General features: G+C 69.8%; 18 protein-coding genes. 9 read left to right on the top strand and 9 right to left on the bottom strand.

The window, feature by feature from the left end:
- Positions 1 to 94: 94 nt before the first annotated feature.
- Positions 95 to 1,411 carry a sugar ABC transporter substrate-binding protein gene (locus ABZX11_RS47430; RefSeq protein WP_354925627.1) on the bottom strand — a complete coding sequence of 439 codons (1,317 nt, stop codon included), beginning with the start codon at positions 1,409 to 1,411 and terminating at the stop codon, positions 95 to 97.
- Positions 1,412 to 1,573: 162 nt separating this feature from the next.
- Here ABZX11_RS47430 and ABZX11_RS47425 point away from each other — a divergent pair, with 162 nt between their 5' ends.
- Positions 1,574 to 2,728 (top strand): ROK family protein, encoded by a 1,155-nt coding sequence (locus ABZX11_RS47425; RefSeq protein WP_354925624.1) that lies wholly within the window; start codon positions 1,574 to 1,576, stop codon positions 2,726 to 2,728.
- A 132-nt stretch (positions 2,729 to 2,860) separates the two neighbouring features.
- Here the strand turns inward: ABZX11_RS47425 and ABZX11_RS47420 are convergent, their stop codons facing one another.
- Positions 2,861 to 3,412: a helix-turn-helix domain-containing protein gene (locus ABZX11_RS47420; RefSeq protein WP_176170636.1), complete on the bottom strand. Its 552-nt coding sequence runs from the start codon at positions 3,410 to 3,412 to the stop codon at positions 2,861 to 2,863.
- Positions 3,413 to 3,503: 91 nt separating this feature from the next.
- On the opposite strand from ABZX11_RS47420, the gene ABZX11_RS47415 reads away from it, so the two are divergent.
- The 4 genes from ABZX11_RS47415 (at position 3,504) to ABZX11_RS47400 (ending at position 6,288) form a co-directional block, all read left to right on the top strand.
- Positions 3,504 to 3,809, top strand: a complete 306-nt coding sequence (locus tag ABZX11_RS47415; RefSeq protein WP_217709556.1) for a putative quinol monooxygenase — start codon at positions 3,504 to 3,506, stop codon at positions 3,807 to 3,809.
- 114 nt (positions 3,810 to 3,923) lie between these two features.
- Positions 3,924 to 4,340, top strand: a complete 417-nt coding sequence (locus tag ABZX11_RS47410) for a hypothetical protein (protein ID WP_354925619.1) — start codon at positions 3,924 to 3,926, stop codon at positions 4,338 to 4,340.
- An 83-nt stretch (positions 4,341 to 4,423) separates the two neighbouring features.
- Positions 4,424 to 5,338, top strand: a complete 915-nt coding sequence (locus ABZX11_RS47405) for an NAD(P)H-binding protein (RefSeq protein WP_354925616.1) — start codon at positions 4,424 to 4,426, stop codon at positions 5,336 to 5,338.
- Between the two features lie 14 nt (positions 5,339 to 5,352).
- Complete coding sequence (locus ABZX11_RS47400) at positions 5,353 to 6,288, top strand: NmrA family NAD(P)-binding protein (protein ID WP_354925613.1); 936 nt, start codon at positions 5,353 to 5,355, stop codon at positions 6,286 to 6,288.
- 242 nt (positions 6,289 to 6,530) lie between these two features.
- On the opposite strand, the gene ABZX11_RS47395 is transcribed toward ABZX11_RS47400, so the two are convergent.
- The gene (locus tag ABZX11_RS47395) at positions 6,531 to 7,418 is read right to left on the bottom strand and encodes a helix-turn-helix transcriptional regulator (protein WP_354925610.1); all 888 of its coding nucleotides are present in this window, start codon (positions 7,416 to 7,418) and stop codon (positions 6,531 to 6,533) included.
- A 130-nt stretch (positions 7,419 to 7,548) separates the two neighbouring features.
- On the opposite strand from ABZX11_RS47395, the gene ABZX11_RS47390 reads away from it, so the two are divergent.
- Positions 7,549 to 8,436, top strand: a complete 888-nt coding sequence (locus ABZX11_RS47390) for an aldo/keto reductase (RefSeq protein ID WP_354925607.1) — start codon at positions 7,549 to 7,551, stop codon at positions 8,434 to 8,436.
- A gap of 64 nt (positions 8,437 to 8,500) precedes the next feature.
- On the opposite strand, the gene ABZX11_RS47385 is transcribed toward ABZX11_RS47390, so the two are convergent.
- Positions 8,501 to 9,106 carry a helix-turn-helix domain-containing protein gene (locus ABZX11_RS47385; RefSeq protein WP_354925604.1) on the bottom strand — a complete coding sequence of 202 codons (606 nt, stop codon included), beginning with the start codon at positions 9,104 to 9,106 and terminating at the stop codon, positions 8,501 to 8,503.
- 144 nt (positions 9,107 to 9,250) lie between these two features.
- Between ABZX11_RS47385 and ABZX11_RS47380 the strand changes: the two genes are divergently transcribed.
- Positions 9,251 to 10,039, top strand: a complete 789-nt coding sequence (locus tag ABZX11_RS47380) for an SDR family NAD(P)-dependent oxidoreductase (protein ID WP_354925601.1) — start codon at positions 9,251 to 9,253, stop codon at positions 10,037 to 10,039.
- A 12-nt stretch (positions 10,040 to 10,051) separates the two neighbouring features.
- Here the strand turns inward: ABZX11_RS47380 and ABZX11_RS47375 are convergent, their stop codons facing one another.
- From ABZX11_RS47375 to ABZX11_RS47360, 4 genes are all read right to left on the bottom strand, one after another.
- Positions 10,052 to 11,062: a YdcF family protein gene (locus ABZX11_RS47375; protein WP_354925598.1), complete on the bottom strand. Its 1,011-nt coding sequence runs from the start codon at positions 11,060 to 11,062 to the stop codon at positions 10,052 to 10,054.
- Entirely contained in the window at positions 11,059 to 11,910 is an 852-nt protein-coding gene (locus tag ABZX11_RS47370) for a phosphatase PAP2 family protein (RefSeq protein ID WP_354925595.1), read from the bottom strand. Before ABZX11_RS47370 ends, ABZX11_RS47375 begins: the two co-directional genes overlap by 4 nt.
- Before the next feature lie 74 nt (positions 11,911 to 11,984).
- Entirely contained in the window at positions 11,985 to 12,710 is a 726-nt protein-coding gene (locus ABZX11_RS47365) for a tetratricopeptide repeat protein (protein ID WP_354925592.1), read from the bottom strand.
- Positions 12,662 to 13,120, bottom strand: coding sequence for a hypothetical protein (locus tag ABZX11_RS47360; protein WP_354925589.1), 459 nt, complete (start codon positions 13,118 to 13,120; stop codon positions 12,662 to 12,664). Before ABZX11_RS47360 ends, ABZX11_RS47365 begins: the two co-directional genes overlap by 49 nt.
- 477 nt (positions 13,121 to 13,597) lie before the next feature.
- Here ABZX11_RS47360 and ABZX11_RS47355 point away from each other — a divergent pair, with 477 nt between their 5' ends.
- Positions 13,598 to 13,867, top strand: coding sequence for a hypothetical protein (locus ABZX11_RS47355; RefSeq protein ID WP_176170647.1), 270 nt, complete (start codon positions 13,598 to 13,600; stop codon positions 13,865 to 13,867).
- 111 nt (positions 13,868 to 13,978) lie between these two features.
- Here the strand turns inward: ABZX11_RS47355 and ABZX11_RS47350 are convergent, their stop codons facing one another.
- On the bottom strand, positions 13,979 to 14,791 hold the full coding sequence (locus tag ABZX11_RS47350) for a hypothetical protein (RefSeq protein WP_354925586.1): 813 nt from the start codon (positions 14,789 to 14,791) through the stop codon (positions 13,979 to 13,981).
- A 429-nt stretch (positions 14,792 to 15,220) separates the two neighbouring features.
- Here ABZX11_RS47350 and ABZX11_RS47345 point away from each other — a divergent pair.
- Positions 15,221 to 16,144: catalase (locus ABZX11_RS47345; protein ID WP_354925583.1), on the top strand; the 924-nt coding region annotated here is incomplete at its 3' end.

The raw sequence follows: 16,144 nt of genomic DNA, 5'->3' as shown, positions 1-16,144 counted from the left end.
CGGGCGGGCGGCGGGTGCGCCGGGGGCTTCGGGGCGGGGGGGCTCCGGCCGCCTCCGCGGCCGGAGCCCCCCGCACAGCGGTCGTCATCCCGGGTCAGCTCCCGGCCGCGATCTGCTGGTCGGCTTGGGCAAGCTGGTCCTTGATCTTGCTTGCCTCGACCGTCCGGCCCGCCGCGACGTCGGCGAACATCGTCTTCATGGCGGTGCCGATCAGCGTCTCGAACTGCGACTCCTGGGGAACCTGCGGCATGGGTTCGGCGGTGGTGCTCAGGACGGACTGGAACACCTTGACGTCCTCGGTCTGGAAAGCCGGGTCACCGTAGGCGTCCTGGACGGTGGGCAGCGAGCCGTAGGTCTTGTTCAGCTGTGCCTGCTCGGGCGCCGACACCATGAACTTGACGAAATCCAGTGCGGCTTGCTGGTTCTTGGTGGACTTGAAGACCGCCAGGTTGATCCCCGCGACGAAGCTGGTGACCTTCCGGCTGTTCGTGGGCGGGCTGGCCGGCAGCGGGATCGGCGCGACGCCGATGTTGGCCAGGTCCGCCCCGATGTTCTTGAACGAACCGGCGGACGCCTGGTTCATGAACATCGCGGCCTTGCCGTCCGCCAGGTCCTTGAGGGACTTGGCGGTGTCGGCGTACTCGGCGTTCGACGGGTTGACGATCTTGTCCTTCTGCATGAGGTCGACGTACTGCTGGACGGCCGCGACCGCCGGGTCCGACGCCAGCTGCGGCTTGCCGTCCGGGGAAAAGAAGTTCGCCCCGTGCTGAGCGCCGAGGATCGCGGCGTGGTGGCTGTTCTCCGTCACCTGGCCCGCCTGCAGCGACAGCCCCCACTGCCCCTTCTGCGGGTCGGTCAGCTTCTTGCCGTCCGCGACGAGCTCTTCCCACGTCGCCGGGGGCGCGGTGATACCGGCGTCGGAGAACAGCTTCTTGTTGTAGTAGAGGCCGTAGGCCTGGCCGTAGAGCGGAACGCCCACGGGGGGCTGGCCGCTCGCGCCGGTCGCGGCCAGCGAAGGTCCGAGGAACCGGGACTTGCCGCCCACCTTCTCGAGGTTGGTGTCGTCGAACGGCAGGAAAGCGCCGGTCGCCTGGAGCGAGGCCGACCACGTGTTGCCGATGTTGAGGACGTCGGGCCCCTGGCCGGAGGTCGTGGCAGCCAGGATCCGGTTGAGCAGATCCGACCAGGGGACGACCTCCAGCTTGACCTTGACGCCGGTGGCCTTCTCGAACTTGTCGAGTTCGGGCTGCAGGACCGCTTTGTCGTTGTCGAGGCTCGTGCCCTGGTTGGAGGCCCAGTAGGTGAGTTCCTTGGGGCCGTCGGCCGACGTGGAGTCCCCGCCGCCACAGGCGGCGGTGGTGGCGGCGGCCAGCGCCAGGACGAGCGCTGACGCGGTGGTTCTCATTCGCATCTGAAGTCCTCGGGGTGCGTGGACGAGCCACGAAGGGTCTCTGTGACTCAGGACACAGCTTAATTCGCGCCTTGATTTAACTCGTGTGACCAACAAGAGTCAAGGGTGTGAACCGCCTTCGTTCACGCCGTGGAAGAAGTGGTTACCGGGAGAGTCCAAGCCATGACGCAGCGCCAGCCGGGCACCGTGGGCGCTCTCGGCCGGGACAACCGCTCGCTGTTGCTGCGCTCGCTGTACTTCAGTGCTCCGGCCAGTCGCCAGGCTCTGGGAGCGGCCACCGGGCTGAGCGCGGCCTCGGTCGGCAAAGTGGTGCGCGAACTGGTCGGCGAAGGCGTGGTGACCGAGGACGGCTCACTGGACTCCGACGGCGGCCGGCCGCGAAAGCTGTTGCACATCGTCCCCGGTTACCGCTTCGCGGCCGGGGTGGACGTCGGCGAAACGAGGGTCCGGATCGGACTGTTCGACCTGGCGATGACCGAGCTCGCCACCGCCGACCGGCTCATCGACCTCCGCCGGCACGGTCCGGAAACGGTCGCTTCGCGAATTCTCGCGGGCTTGACCACCGTGCTGGCGAAGAGCGCCGTTGCCCTCGACGCGGTCCTCGGAGTCGGGGTGAGCGTGCCCGGCAGCGTCCGGCGAACGGAGAACCTCGGCTGGGACCCGGTTCTCCTGGAGAAGCTGCTGGGCAGGGAAACCGGCTTGCCGCTGCATTTCGACAGTCACGCCGGCGCCACGGGAAGGGCCGAGCTGTGGTTCGGCAGCGGCCGGGAAACGCCCGGCACGGTGGTCGCCTGGCTGGGCTCGGACCTGGGAGCCTGCCTCATTCCCGGCGGCCCCACCACCCACGGCACCCGGCCGGACGGGGGCGAGTTCGGGCACACCGTCCTCGTCGCGGGCGGCCGTCCTTGCCGGTGCGGCAGCAAAGGCTGCCTCGAGGCCTACGTCGGCGCCGAGGCGATCCTCGACCGCTTCCGCGAAGCGGGCGGGACCATCCCGGAAGACGCCGACCTGGAACCGGCCCTCGCCGCCATCGTCCACGACGACCAGGGAACCGGGGTCCTGGCGGAGACTCACCGCTACCTCGGCGCGGGCCTCGGCGGGCTGATCAATCTGCTCAACCCCGCCCGCGTCGTCCTCGGTGGCTGGGCCGGCTTGCTCCTCGGCGAGCGCAATCTCGACGCCATCCGCGACGCGGCCCGCCGCCACTCGCTGAAGCACGCGTTCGCCACGACAACGATCGACCTGTGCAGCCTCGGCCCGGACGCCGCAACACGCGGTGCCGCCACCCTCCCCCTCGAGCACTTCCTGAACGGCTGAAGCAGGTAGACCGGTGTCTCCGCGATGGCCTCATCGACGCTGCGCCGGTCGGTGACCTCGAGGCGCAGCCGCTGGCGTACGGGGAGGTCGGCCAGGTGGACAGCGTCCCGGCGGAGTGGCGTGGCGGCGTCTTCAGCGGTAGCCGTCGTCGGACCGCGGGGTGGCCGAGGCCGAGAGCGGCTCAAGAAGGCGTCGTGGCGTGTTGAGCAGCGCGGACACGGGGTCGGGGTTGGGGTTCGCCGGCTCGAAGCCCGGGCCCGGCTCGATGCGGGTCTCCGGGACCGCCACGCTTTCGCCGCACTCGCGGCAGCGCCCCTCGTGGTCGAGCAGGCCGCCGTCACGGTCGTGGCGCAAGGTGCGCTTCTCGCCGGCCGGCGAGTAGTGGGCGTCGCCCCAGGCCATCATCGCCCGCAGGATCGGCCACAGTTCGACACCCTTGCCGGTCAGCCGGTACTCGACCGGCCTGGCCTCGTCGTCGCGGACCAGCACGCCCTCCCGCACGAGCAGTTTGAGCCGGCTGGTCAGGACGGCGCGCGGGATGCCCAGCTGGGTGGCGAAGTCCCCGAACCGGCGGACGCCGTAGAACGCGTCCCGGACGATGAGCAGTGTCCACCGTTCGCCGAGGACCTCCAGTGCACGGGCCACCGAGCAGTTGCGGTCCGCGTAGGTGCTGGGAAGAGCCATGTCACCACCCTACCCCGAGCCAGTTCACTCATTGAACTGTACGGTGCTACAGTCTAGTTCAGTCAATGAACTACGCCGAGGAGGTGTCCCCGTGTACCAGTTCCTGGTTTCCTTCACCGTTCGGCCCGAGCACCGTGACGACTTCGTCCGGCTCGCCGCCAAGACCGGCCGCGACTCGCTGGCCAACGAGCCCGGCTCGCACCGTTTCGAGGTGATCGCCGACGAGGCGGACCCGAACCTCTTCTACCTCAACGAGGTCTACGCGGATGTCGAGGCGTTCAACGCCCACGCGGGCGGTCCGTACTTCGGGGCGTTCTTCACCGAGGCCGCCACCTACGCCGAGGGGCCGAACTGGCTCATGAAGGGCACCCTGGTCGGCGACAAGGCCACGGCCTGAGATGACGCTGCCGAATCTGGCCGGCCTGGCCCTCGAGGCCGCCGGCGGTCTCGACCGGTGGCGGATGGCCAGGAAGGTGCGGGCCCGGCTCGCGACGTCTACACCCCCGGCCTGGTGTCCATCGAGGACCACAATGGCCTGCGAGAGCGTGCTACGCCGCGAGCGTCCTTCTCGCCCCGTGATGAGCACACTCGCTGGGATGAACTGCACGCCCTCTACTTCGCCGGGTACGGGATGCGCCGGCTCGACTACGCGCCCGACGTCCTGGGCAGCCGGCCCGCCGCACACTTCACCGAAGCACACCGGACGGTCGCCGGCCTGGTCTTCCCGACCCGCCGCTACGTGCTTCGGCGGTTCGACGAGGGTCGCCTCGGCACCGAGCCGACCATTTTGGTGGGCCTCAGCGACCTCGCCGTGGAATTCGGCGACAACCCGCCGACATCGTGCGGATCGTCCAGGACTGCGGCCGGTGGCCGGCCACCTCGTCGCTGCCCGAGTTGTTCGTCGACGCGGACCTCGGCGCGATCCTGATCCGGCGTCCGCGCGAGGACTGCCGCACCTGTTCGTGCGCACCATCCGGCGCCTCGAAACCGACACTTGCGAAAGGTGACACCATGATCGACGACAGGCTGTTCCTGGTGACCGGCGCGACCGGAAAGACCGGCGGTGGCGCGGCCAGGCTGCTGCTGGCGGACGGGCACCGGGTCCGCGCGCTGGCCCACCGCGACGACGACCGTTCCCGCGCCCTCGCCGCGGCCGGGGCCGAGGTCGTCGTGGCCGACCTGCACGACCTCGACGCCGTGACCACGGCGATGCGGGGCGTCACGAGCGCCTACTTCTGCCACCCGATCCGCGAGGGCCTGGTCGAGGCCACCGCCTACTTCGCCCAGGCGGCCATCGACGCGGGAGTCCGGTCGGTGGTCAACATGTCCCAGATCTCCGCCCGGCCCGACGCCGGCAGCCACGCCGCCCAGCAGCACTGGCTGTGCGAACGCCTGCTGGACCGCACCGGCCTGCTCACCGCCCACCTGCGGCCGACCTTCTTCGCCGAGTGGCTCACCACCTGGTGGGAGCGGCGCGACGGCGAGGGGTACCTGCGGCTGCCGTTCGGCGACGGCCGCCACGCGCCGATCGCCTCGGCCGACCAGGCTCGCGTGATCGCCGCCCTGCTGCTCGACCCCGAGCCACACGATCGCGCCGTCTACCCCCTGCACGGCCCGGTCGAGCAGGACCACCACGACATCGCCCGCGCCATCGCCGCCACGCTCGGCATCCCCGTGCACTACGAACCCATCACCGTCGAGGAATTCGCCACCGCCATGACCGCACGCGGCTTGCCCGCACACCTCGTCCAGCACCTCGGCAACGTCGCCATCGACTACCGCAACGGCATCTTCTCCGGCACCAACGACATCGTCGAGCGGATCGGCGGCCGCGCGCCCCTGTCCGTCGAGCAGTTCGTCCTCGAGAACAAAACCTCCTTCGACACCAGCGGCCCCAACTTCGTGCCCGCGGACGGCCGGCTGTGACCACAAAGGACGCTATGACGACCTCATCCCCGATCCTCGTCACCGGCGCCACGGGCCGGCACGGCGGCACCGGCGCCTACCTGGTGCGCCGGCTGCGCGAAGAAGGCCACGACGTCCGCGTGCTCGCCCGTACCCGCAGCGACCGCACCACCGCCCTCACCGCGCTCGGGGCCGAAGTCGTGATCGGCGATCTCCACGACCGGCGCACCATCGTGCCCGCGCTCGACGGGATCGAACAGGTCTACTTCACCTACCCCATCGACGCGGGCGTCATCCCGGCCGCGGCGAACTACGCCGCCGCGGTCCGCGAGGCCGGTACCGCACCGCGCACGATCGTGATGTCCATGGGCCCCGCCCACCCCGGCCACCTCAGCGACCGGGGACGTGACCAGTGGCTCGCCGAAGAAGTCCTGCAGTGGGCCGGGCTGGACCTGCTCGTCCTGCGCGTCGCGGCGGCGTTCCACGAAAACATCCCGGCCCTGCACGGCAGGTCGATCGACGACGACGGTGTCATCCGCAACTGTTTCGGCGACGCCACGGTCGCCTGGATCAACGGCCGTGACGCCGGCGAGCTCGCCGTCGCCGCGCTCCTGCACCCGGAGCGGTTCACCGGCCCGATCCACTACGCCGCAGGCGCCGAGGAACTCAGCCACACCGACATCGCGACCATCCTCACCGAGGAGCTGCGCAGGCCGGTCCGCTTCGAGCCGGTTTCCGCGGACGACTGGCGCCGCGAGATCGTCGAACTGTCCACATCGGAGCATGCCGGAGTCGTCAACCCGGACATGGCCGGGCACATCACGGCGGTCGCGCTCCAGGTGAGCAGGCAGGGACCGAGCCGCCCGGCGGACGCCGACGGTCTGACCCGGTTGATCGGGCGGCCACCGACGACGTTCCGCGAATACGTCCGAACCGACGTCCGCCCCCGGCGAGGAGAAGCCGCTCGCTGACGGTCTGATCGTCTGGGGCGGCGACGATCTCCTCTGCCCCGTCGACTTCGCCTACCGGATGGGCGCGGCGGCACGGGTCGCGGTGCCCGGGGCTGTCCTCCTCGGTGTGGCGATTCAGCCGCCCAGCCCGCCCGCGGACGCATCGATCGGCCCACCCGGGACACGGCCGACCTGATCACCGGTCATGACGACCGGGAGACTGTTCGCGCAGGGCCGACGCCTGGTTCGAACCACCCCGACGGTCAACCACGATCACCATCGCGGGCGGCGAGTCGGCCGACGTCCGTCGCGCCTTCTCCGGCGGGTCGCTGGTCTCGTTCTTCGGTCGCGGCCCAGCTTTCGAGCAGTTGCAGCCGCTCGCGGGTGGATTCGTCGGCGGGGTAGTAGACGAACAAGCCGAGGGTCGAGCTCTCGGGCAGAGCGAGAGCTTCGAAGCCGAGGTCGAGATCTCCCACGACCTGGTGGTGGAGGGTCTTGCGGCCGGTGCGGTGGTACTTCACGTCGTAGGCGGCCCAGCGCCTGGCGAAGTCGGGGCTGCGGGTTGCGAGTTCGCCGACCAGGTTCGACAGGCGCCGATCGGAGGGGTTGGCACCGACGTACCCGCGCAGGACGGCGACAACGTCGTCGGCCGTCTTTTCCCAGTCCACGTAGAAGTCCTGGGCGATGGGGTCCAGGAAGGTGAATCGCGCGTTGTTGCCGGCCGCGATCCGGCTGCGCAGCAGATCGGCGTAGAGCGCGCGAGCCAGCGCATTGGTGGCGACGATCTCGAAGCGGTGGTTGCGGGCCCAGGCCGGCAGCCCCTGCATCGAGTCGATCATGATCTGCAGACCGGGCCGGAGAGTGGCTTTGCGGCCGGCGCCGGCCGGACGGCGGGACGAGCTGCGAGCGGCGCGAGCGAGATCGGCGAGATGAGCGGCTTCGGCTTCGTCCAGCTGCAGCGCGGCCGAGAGGGCATCCAGTACCTCGTCGGATACGCCGGCGAGGTTCCCGCGCTCGATGCGTACGTACCAGTCGACGGAGATGGAAGCCAGGACCGCCACCTCTTCGCGGCGGAGCCCGGGGACACGACGGCCGGGGCCGGCACCCAGGCCGGCCCGCTCCGGGGTGAGCCGCGCGCGGCGGCTGCGCAAGAACTCCGAGATTTCGGTCCTCAGGTCCATGTGACCACGCTACGCGGACCCGCCCGCACCTGGGGGGTAGCGCCAGTACCCCGAGAAGCAGCAACTCCCGCCACCCCGCTCGCGGTGATCTGATGGAGCCATGGACACGATCACCCTGAACAACGGCGTCACCCTCCCCGCACTGGGCCTGGGTGTCTACCAGAGCGCGCCCGAGGAGACCGCCGCGGCGGTGGCGACGGCGCTGGAGCTGGGCTATCGCCACATCGACACGGCAGCCGCCTACTTCAACGAGAAGGAGGTCGGGGAAGGACTTCGCCGAGCCGCCCTCCCGCGCGACGAGGTGTTCGTGGAGACCAAGGTCTTCCCGAGCGACTTCGGCTTCGAGCAGACCCTGCACGCGTTCGAAAAATCGACCGCGAAGCTGGGGGTCGAGTACCTCGACCTGTTCATCCTCCACCAGCCGGTGCCGGACCGGTTCGAGCGCACGATCGGCGCCTACCAGGCGCTGGAGAAGCTGCTCGCGGACGGCCGCGTGCGCGCGATCGGGGTGAGCAACTTCACCCGCCGTCACCTCGACCTCCTGCTCGCCGAGGCCGGCGTCGTCCCGGCCGTGAACCAGATCGAGTTGCACCCGTACTTCCAGCAGCCCGACGTCCAGGCCGCCGGCGCCGAGCGCGGCATCCTCACCCAGGCGTGGTCACCGATCGGTGGCATCACCTTCTACCCCGGCCCGTGGCGCGAAGACCGCCGCAACGTGATGCAGGACCCGGTCATCGGTGAGATCGCGCAAAAGCACGCGAAGTCACCCGCGCAGGTCATGCTGCGGTGGGGCATCCAGCACGGCCGCTCCGTCATTCCGAAGTCGACGAACCCCGAGCGCATCGCCCAGAACCTGAACGTCTTCGACTTCACCCTGGACGACGCCGACATGGAACGGATCGACGCGCTCGACACCGGAATGCGAACGGGTCCCGATCCGGACGAGCCGCGCGGAGACTTCTACGACCGCCCCATTCCCGAAGCCTGACCGAGGAATCGGCGATCGACCGGCGAGCACGCAGAAGGACACCGCCACCCTCGCTGCCGCAGGCTCACCCGTGCGGCCGGCTGCCACCCAGTGCGCCCAATACGGTCCGGTAAGTCAGGTCGGCCCGTGCGCCCACCTCGCCCGCCGCGTCGCCCAGCATCGGTGAGCTGGTCGGCAGCTGGGCCGCCTCGTGGACGATGGCCAGGTACACAGCGCAGCACCAGGCCGGGTCGGTGGCGGTGATTTCGCCGGCTTCGCGCAGCCGCCGGAACAGCAGTTCGAGCCCGGCCGTGACCTCGGGGCTCATGGGTGTCATCTTGGTCGCCGGGTCCGCGGTGAGCTCCATGATCGCCCGGTTGCCTGCCTTGAGCTCGAAGAGCAGCTCGGTCAGCCGGTACAGCGCCGCGATGGGGGGCGCCGTCGCCACTCGCGCCTGCTCCAGCCCGCACACGTAACGCTCGTTGAGCACGCCGGTCAGCGCCTCCAGCAGCGCCTTGCGAGAGGAGAACCGGCGGTGGACGGTGGCGCGCGCGAGCCCCGCGGCGTCGGCGATCCGTTCCAGCGTCGCGTTCGCGTCGACGGCGAGCACCTCCTCGGCGGCGGCCAGGATCCGCGCGGTGCTGCGCTCCGCGTCCGCCCGCAAGGGCCGCGATCCGGCGGCTGCGCTCACGCGGAACTCCTCTCTCCACCTCGGCTCGTCTGATGACGTCCCACGTCAGTTTACATCCGAGTCTAGTTGGTCTAGATTCCTCGCTTAAATGATACTGCCGTGTAGCATTTAGAGTGCCAACTAAGACACAGGAGGAGAACCACCATGGATCTGGATCTCGCGGGCAAGCGCGTCCTGGTGACCGGGGCCAGCAGGGGCATCGGGCTGGCGACGGTCGAGGCGTTCGCCGCCGAAGGCGCCACGGTCGTCGCCGTCTCGCGCAAGAGCACTCCCGAGCTCGAAGCCACCGGCGCGACGTTCGTGTCCGCCGACCTGCTCGACGCGACCGCGCCACAGCGGGTGCTCGACACCGTGCTCGCGGACGACCCCCGCCTCGACGTGCTCGTCAACAACGCCGGCGGTGGCGACGCGACCGACGCCGACCTCGCCGACCCGATCGGCGGTTCCCGCGCGGCGTGGGGCGACGTCCTCGCGCTCAACCTCGGCGCCGCCGTGGAGATGACCCGGGCCGCGTTGCCGGCCCTGTCGCGGGCGCGGGGTGCGATCGTGAACATCAGCTCGAGTTCCGCGCGCGACCCCCGCGCGGTGCCGCTGTCCTACGCCGCGGCCAAGGCCGCGCTGAACGCGTTCTCCCGTGGGCTGGCGGACAAGGTCGGGGAGACGGGTGTCCGGGTCAACGTCGTCACGCCCGGCGCGACCCGGACCGCGATCCTGACGAGCCCGGACGGCTACATCGGGAAGCTGTCGGCGAGCATGGGCCTGGACCACGAGACGGTGCTCGCGGCCATGCCCGCACAGTCGGGAATGGTGACCGGCAAGCTGATCGAGCCCGCGGAGATCGCCCGGGCGGTGCTCCTCCTGGCGTCGCCGACGATGCCGAGCGCGGCGGGCTCCAACTGGACCGTCGACGGCGGCACCCTCAAGACCCCGTAGGCGTCACGCGGATCAAACGGCCTTCAGCACGCTCGCGGCGACGATGGCCGCGCAGATGATCCCGTTCAGGACGCGGTGGTCGACGAGGATGGCGGCGAACTCCCGCAGCGTGGCGCTCGGCCAGAAGTACCAGGCCGTGGGCGCGCCGATCACCTGGCCGTTCACCTTGACCTTGCGGGCGAGCAAGGCCGCGCGCAGCACGTGGAAGTTGTTCGTGACGACGACGCAGCGGTAGTGCGGGTTCCGCTCGCGCATGAGGGCGGCGCTGAAGGCGAGATTTTCCCGGGTCGTCCGCGACCGGTCCTCCCGGACGATCCGCTCGCGCGGCACGCCCCGCCCGACGAGGTAGTCGGCCATCGCGTGCGACTCGGGCAACTCCTCCCCCGGCCCCTGCCCACCCGAGGTGACCAGCAGCGGCGACCGGCCCTTGCGGTCCTCGGCGACCAGCACCCGCCGCCCGCGTTCGAGCCGGCCGGCCAGCAGCGGCGGCACGTTCTTCCCGCCGAGCAGGCCGGACCCGAGCACCACCACGAAGTCGAGCGCGCGGCGGCCGCGGATCCGGCCGTAGACCAGCGAATACAACAGGAAGCAGACGAACAGGAACGACAGGTAGGCGACGATCCCGTCGATGCTGTCGCGCACCGCCTCCAGCGGCGCCCAGCCGAGCTGCCCGACCACGAAGTCGAAGGCGATCAGCGCGACGATCCCCACCCCGGCCGCCAGTGACAGCAGGTTGGCCGGCCGGCGGCCTTCACGGCGCAGCATCGTCACGCCGTTGCCGATCAGGAACACCGCGAGCACCACGATGGTCAGCGGGATCAGCGCGAGCAGGCCGACCGCGACGATCGCGGCGGCTTCCGGCGAGATCGACGCCAGCAGCGCGATCAGCGTCAAGCCGAGGAAGGCGAGCGCGAAGAACAGGTAGAAGCCGTTGCGCAGCCGGCGCCGTTCGAGCAGGAAGCTGACCAGGAAGACGCCGAAGCAGAAGACGGCCGCGGCGAGCGGCAGCAGGGCGGGGTTCACGCGATCTCCCGCCGTCGCCAGGTCGCCAGGAACACCAGCGCCGCGGCGATGGAGCCGGCGGAGGCGAACGAGGTCGCGGCCAGGTAGACGACCCAGGCGTTGCCGCGCACGGTTTCCGCGTAGCCCTCGCCGGCCAGCGCCGCCCCGATCAGGAGGGAGCCCAGGGCGAAGAAGACCAGTCCGCCGAGCGCCGCGATCGTCACGACGAGCACACGCGGGACCCGGCGCGGTCCGTCGTGACGGCGCACGATCCCCCGGCGCGCCAGCCACCACGAAGCCACGCAGGCGAGCCCGAGCGCGATCGCGTCCGCGGCCAGGGTGTCGGACAGCCGGTGCCACTTCGCCGTCACGGTGTAGGCGCCGATGCCGACGGCCCACGAGAGGAGGAAGAAGAGCGTGACGCCGCGCCAGCGGTAGGGCACCACGAGCAGCGCGGCGAACAGGACCGTCATCGCGATCGTGGTGTGCCCGCTGGGCAGGCTGTTTTCGGCGTAGTGCCCGGTCAGCGGCACCAGGGCCGGCCGGGGCAGCACGAACCGCTTGAGCACCTGCGTCACGACTTGGCCGGCCACGATCACACCCACGGCCGCGAAGGCGAGATCGGCCCGCCGGCGCAGCAACCCGACGAGCCCGGTCAGGACGACCGCGACGGCCAGCGAGTAGACGGTGATCCGGCCCAGGTTGTCGTCGGCGACGGCCTGGTCGCGGGCAGCGGCCTCGTCCGCTCCGCGCAGCGCGGCGTTTTCCAGCGCCTGGCCGGGCACCGTCCAGACCGCGAGGAAGTACACGGCCACCAGAACGACGGCACACACGGCCGCCACGACCAGCCAGCGACGGGCGGGAACCACACCAACCTCCTCGGACTACTCCGAACAGCTTAGTTACCTTCTGCGCACGCACGCACACCGAGGGTTCACGCCGGTCAGGAGCCCCGTGCCGGCAACCGGTCACGCCGCAGGCGCGGCAACCGCAGCGGAACCGGACACCCCGGATGCCACCGGCTCTGCCCGGAGTCGCCGCCGGGAGCGACGATCAGCCTCTGTCCCAGCGCGGCAACGACCCCCGACGCGGTAACGGTCTTCGGCGATGGCGTGGTCGCCGCGCTGCCTGGCGAGGTCGGCGTAGTTGTACAGCGCGCGTCCCCCGCGCGCACGCACCAGGTCTCGGCGGCGGCCAGGTTGTGGTGCTGGTAGGCGAGGATGGCGAGTTGGAACATGGCGTCGGCCTCGCCGCGCTCGGCGGCCTCGGTCCACCATCGGCGTGCCTCGGCGACGTCGCCGCGCTTGACGTGCAGCACACCCATCTCCGTCATCGCCGGTCCGAACCCGGCCTGTGCCGAGGAGTGCCACCAGCGCTCGGCGTCCTCGTGCCGGCCGAGTTCGGTGTAGGTGAGGCCGAGGTTGTGCATCGCGTGCGGGTCACCGTCCTCGGCGGCGGTCGTCCACGTCGCGATGGCGCGGTCGAGCAGCCGGTCGTCGCCGGTCGTACGACCGGCGATGAACTGCGCGTAACCGGAAGCGAGCAGTGCGGCCGGGTTGCCGCTGCGGATCGCGTGCCGGATCACCTCCGCGGCTTCGCTGCGGCCCTCACGCAAGGCCGTCAGCGCGACCTGAAACGTCCAGGGATCCGTTTCGTCGCCGTCGAGCAACGCCCGCCACGTCGCGTCCGGAGATTCGGCCGGCGCAGGCGGTGGCGCAAGCGCGGTTCGAGGTAGGCCGGGTACAACGCCTCCAGCACCCCGCGCGCCACCGGAGAGGAATAGCCCGCACGGTGGCAGTCGACCGCTGCGGAGACCAGTGCGGCACCCACCTCGTGCTCGCCGTCCCGGCCCGCGCGCCAGTGGACGAGCACCTCGGGTGCGGCGGCCAGGTGCTCGGCCAGCCCGGCACCGGTGCGGTCGGCGAGCGCGGCGGCGATCCGCGAGTCGGCCTGCCGGCGGCGGGCCGCCCGCCGTTCGTCCTGGTCGAGATCACGAGCCAGCCGGATGGTGCGCGCCGTGGCCGGCAAGTACTGCGCCGAGCGGGCCATCTGGTGATACCGGTCGTCACCTCCGATCATGCGACGTGTCTCCGATCGCAGGGTCGCCAGCAGCAGGACGTCCGTCCGGCCCGCAGGGCACACCACGGTCACCAGCCCGGTGTTCCCGGTCTCCGGTCGCAGCCGTGCGGTACAACTCGCGCAGCACCGAGCACAACACACCGAAAGGCCTATCCCCGGTCTCCATCCGGACGCTTTACATTCATGGAAAACATGCCTTCGATGCCGCGGAAATCAAGACAAAAGTACTGGCGGATCGACGAGACGACGGAACGCCACACAACCTAACCATCGATTCACCGATCGGCGTAACCATTCCCCCGACCTGTGCATCAGTCACCCGACAAAAGGTTCCGATCATGAGGGCAGCGTTGCGCCCTTCGACGGTTATCTCGACCAGCCGCACCGAGCGCGACACAAATCGTCTAGAGTCGCCGAGGTCGGATTCCGGCAGAAAGATGCACACCCCCTGATTATTCCCAACCGACGCGGAGGAAGATGATGCGCAAGTTGGCCGCCGGCGCGTTCACGATAATCGCCGTCCTGGGTACCGGCCTCACCACGCAGGCCACGGCGAACGCCACGGCGCAAACCACGCGCTGGCTCTGCGGGGCCAACACCGTCGACGTGCGCTACACCGAAGGAGGTGCACCGACCGGAAGGCTGGTGTACTACGGCCAGACGGTCGAGCACGACTCCGGCGGGGGCACCTGGTGGCACATTACTTCGCCGTATGTCGGCTATGTGCTCGGGCAGTACTTCTGCTGAGAACAAACGCCTGACTGCGAGAACAGGCGGCCTGGGGAACCGCGGTTGACGCCTGTCCCCAGGCCGCCGGCGATCAGGCGCCGGTCGGGCCGGACTCCGGTCGCCCTCGGGTCAGGCCGCTTGCGCGGTCACGGCGGTGACGCTGTTGCCGTACTGGCACTCCCCGACCGACGTCGCGGGCCCGGTGACGACCGGCCCGTACACCACGTAGTCCTGGCCGGTCTGGACGTTGTGGCAGGCGAGGCGCGCCTGGAAGCGACCGCTGTCGCACTGCGCGCTGCCACGGCCGTAGTAGAGACTGCTGCCCTGGACGATCCACGCGCTCCAGGTCATGCAACCGGCCAAGCCGGTGGCGGGCGGATCGGCGACGGCCTGCACAGTCTGCGCGGTGTTCCCGGTGTTGCACGTGAGCGACACCGCCGCCGGCGCGGTCACGGTCTGGTAGCCGAAGAGAATGTAGTAGTCGCCGCTTTGCTCGTTCCGGCAGAGGACCTTGGCCCGGTAACGACCGGTGTCGCACTGGGCCTGACCGCGGCCCCAGAAGAGGTTGCTGCCCTGGCTGACCCATTCGCTCCAGCCGACGCAACCGGTGACCCCGGCATCGGGCGGATCGGTCACCGCATACACGGCCCGCGCCGAGTTCCCCGTGTAGCACAGCACGGTGGCTGTCGCCGGGGCGTTCACGACCTGGGTGCCGTAGAGGACGTACCCGCTCCCGGTCTGGTTGTTGATGCAGATCTCTTTCGCCTTGTAGCGCCCGCTGGTGCACTGCACGCTGCCGAGGCCGTCCCAGTAGTTGCTCCCCTGTTGCACCCACTGGATGGAGGTGGTGCACCCGGTGGGCGCAGCCGCCGACGCCGGCGAGCTGAGCCCGGCCATCCCCAGTGCAGCCGCCACGAAGACGAGGAACCACCGTTTCACCACGAATACCCTCCACGAACGAAATCCCCCACAGATTAGAAAGGCTACCACGCGGAAATCACATAATTGACCGTCGTACAACGGATTAAGCAATCCAGCGTAAACACTGCGCCACCCGGGTGACGGCATTTGCGCCGACAGTGGGGGCGGCGCGGTCATCCGCATCACCCGGCCTGGACGGATTCTGCGCCGCGCCGGCAATTCAGGCCCAGCGGAAACTCTCCACACCCTGTACGTCGCAGAACCGGGCCAGCGGCGACGTCACCGGCGGCCTCGCGGTCCGCTCCGAGAGCAAGACGGTCCGCCAGTACGCCCAGGAGGTCGCCGCCGGCGCAGCACCGGGATTGACGCTCGGCGAAATCGGGTACCGCCCAGGGGCCGGGTACACCAGTACCCGGGTTTCCGTGGTCGTCGTCGTGACAAAGGAGCACCGTGACGCAGATCCGTCCCGAACCCACCACCACCGACGCGGGGATCCCCGTCGAAAGCGACGAGCACTCCCTGACCGTCGGTCCCGACGGCCCGATCCTGCTGCACGACAACTACCTCATCGAACAGATGGCGCAGTTCAACCGCGAGCGCGTTCCCGAACGGCAGCCGCACGCCAAGGGCAGCGGCGCGTTCGGGCGGTTCGAGACGACCGGCGACGTCAGCGCGTTCACCAAGGCGGCCCTGTTCCAGCCGGGTGTGCGGACCGACCTGCTGGTCCGGTTCTCCACCGTCGCCGGCGAGCGCGGCAGCCCCGACACCTGGCGCGATCCGCGCGGCTTCGCGGTGAAGTTCTACACCAGCGAAGGCAACTACGACATGGTCGGCAACAACACGCCGGTCTTCTTCATCCGAGATCCGCTGAAGTTCCAGCACTTCATCCGCTCGCAGAAGCGCCGGGCCGACAACAACCTGCGCGACCACGACATGCAGTGGGACTTCTGGACGCTGTCGCCGGAGTCGGCGCACCAGGTGACGTGGCTGATGGGCGACCGCGGCATCCCGCGCACCTGGCGCCACATGAACGGCTACAGCTCGCACACCTACATGTGGGTCAACGCCGCAGGCGACCGCTTCTGGGTGAAGTACCACTTCAAGACCGACCAGGGCATCGAGTGCTTCACCCAGGACGAAGCCGACCAGATGGCCTCGGCCGACACCGACTACCACACGCGCGACCTGTACGAGTCGATCGAGCGCGGCGACCACCCGAGCTGGACGCTGAAGGTGCAGGTCATGCCGTTCGACGACGCCAAGACCTACCGCATCAACCCGTTCGACCTGACGAAGGTGTGGCCGCACGGCGACTACCCGCTGATCGACGTCGGCCGGATGACGCTCGACCGCAACCCGACCGACCACCACACC

The organism is Amycolatopsis sp. NPDC004169, from assembly GCF_040610315.1.
In the GTDB taxonomy this organism is placed as follows: domain Bacteria; phylum Actinomycetota; class Actinomycetes; order Mycobacteriales; family Pseudonocardiaceae; genus Amycolatopsis.
The sequence above is the reverse complement of the archived record's forward strand: the minus strand, read 5'-3'. Positions and strand labels throughout refer to the sequence as shown.

Coding starts and splice junctions, on each gene's coding strand:
- ABZX11_RS47430 (WP_354925627.1), bottom strand. CDS start 1,411: ATGCGAATGAGAACCACCGCGTCAGCGCTCGTCCTGGCGCTGGCCGCC.
- ABZX11_RS47425 (WP_354925624.1), top strand. CDS start 1,574: ATGACGCAGCGCCAGCCGGGCACCGTGGGCGCTCTCGGCCGGGACAAC.
- ABZX11_RS47420 (WP_176170636.1), bottom strand. CDS start 3,412: ATGGCTCTTCCCAGCACCTACGCGGACCGCAACTGCTCGGTGGCCCGT.
- ABZX11_RS47405 (WP_354925616.1), top strand. CDS start 4,424: ATGATCGACGACAGGCTGTTCCTGGTGACCGGCGCGACCGGAAAGACC.
- ABZX11_RS47400 (WP_354925613.1), top strand. CDS start 5,353: ATGACGACCTCATCCCCGATCCTCGTCACCGGCGCCACGGGCCGGCAC.
- ABZX11_RS47390 (WP_354925607.1), top strand. CDS start 7,549: ATGGACACGATCACCCTGAACAACGGCGTCACCCTCCCCGCACTGGGC.
- ABZX11_RS47380 (WP_354925601.1), top strand. CDS start 9,251: ATGGATCTGGATCTCGCGGGCAAGCGCGTCCTGGTGACCGGGGCCAGC.
- ABZX11_RS47360 (WP_354925589.1), bottom strand. CDS start 13,120: ATGATCGGAGGTGACGACCGGTATCACCAGATGGCCCGCTCGGCGCAG.
- ABZX11_RS47355 (WP_176170647.1), top strand. CDS start 13,598: ATGATGCGCAAGTTGGCCGCCGGCGCGTTCACGATAATCGCCGTCCTG.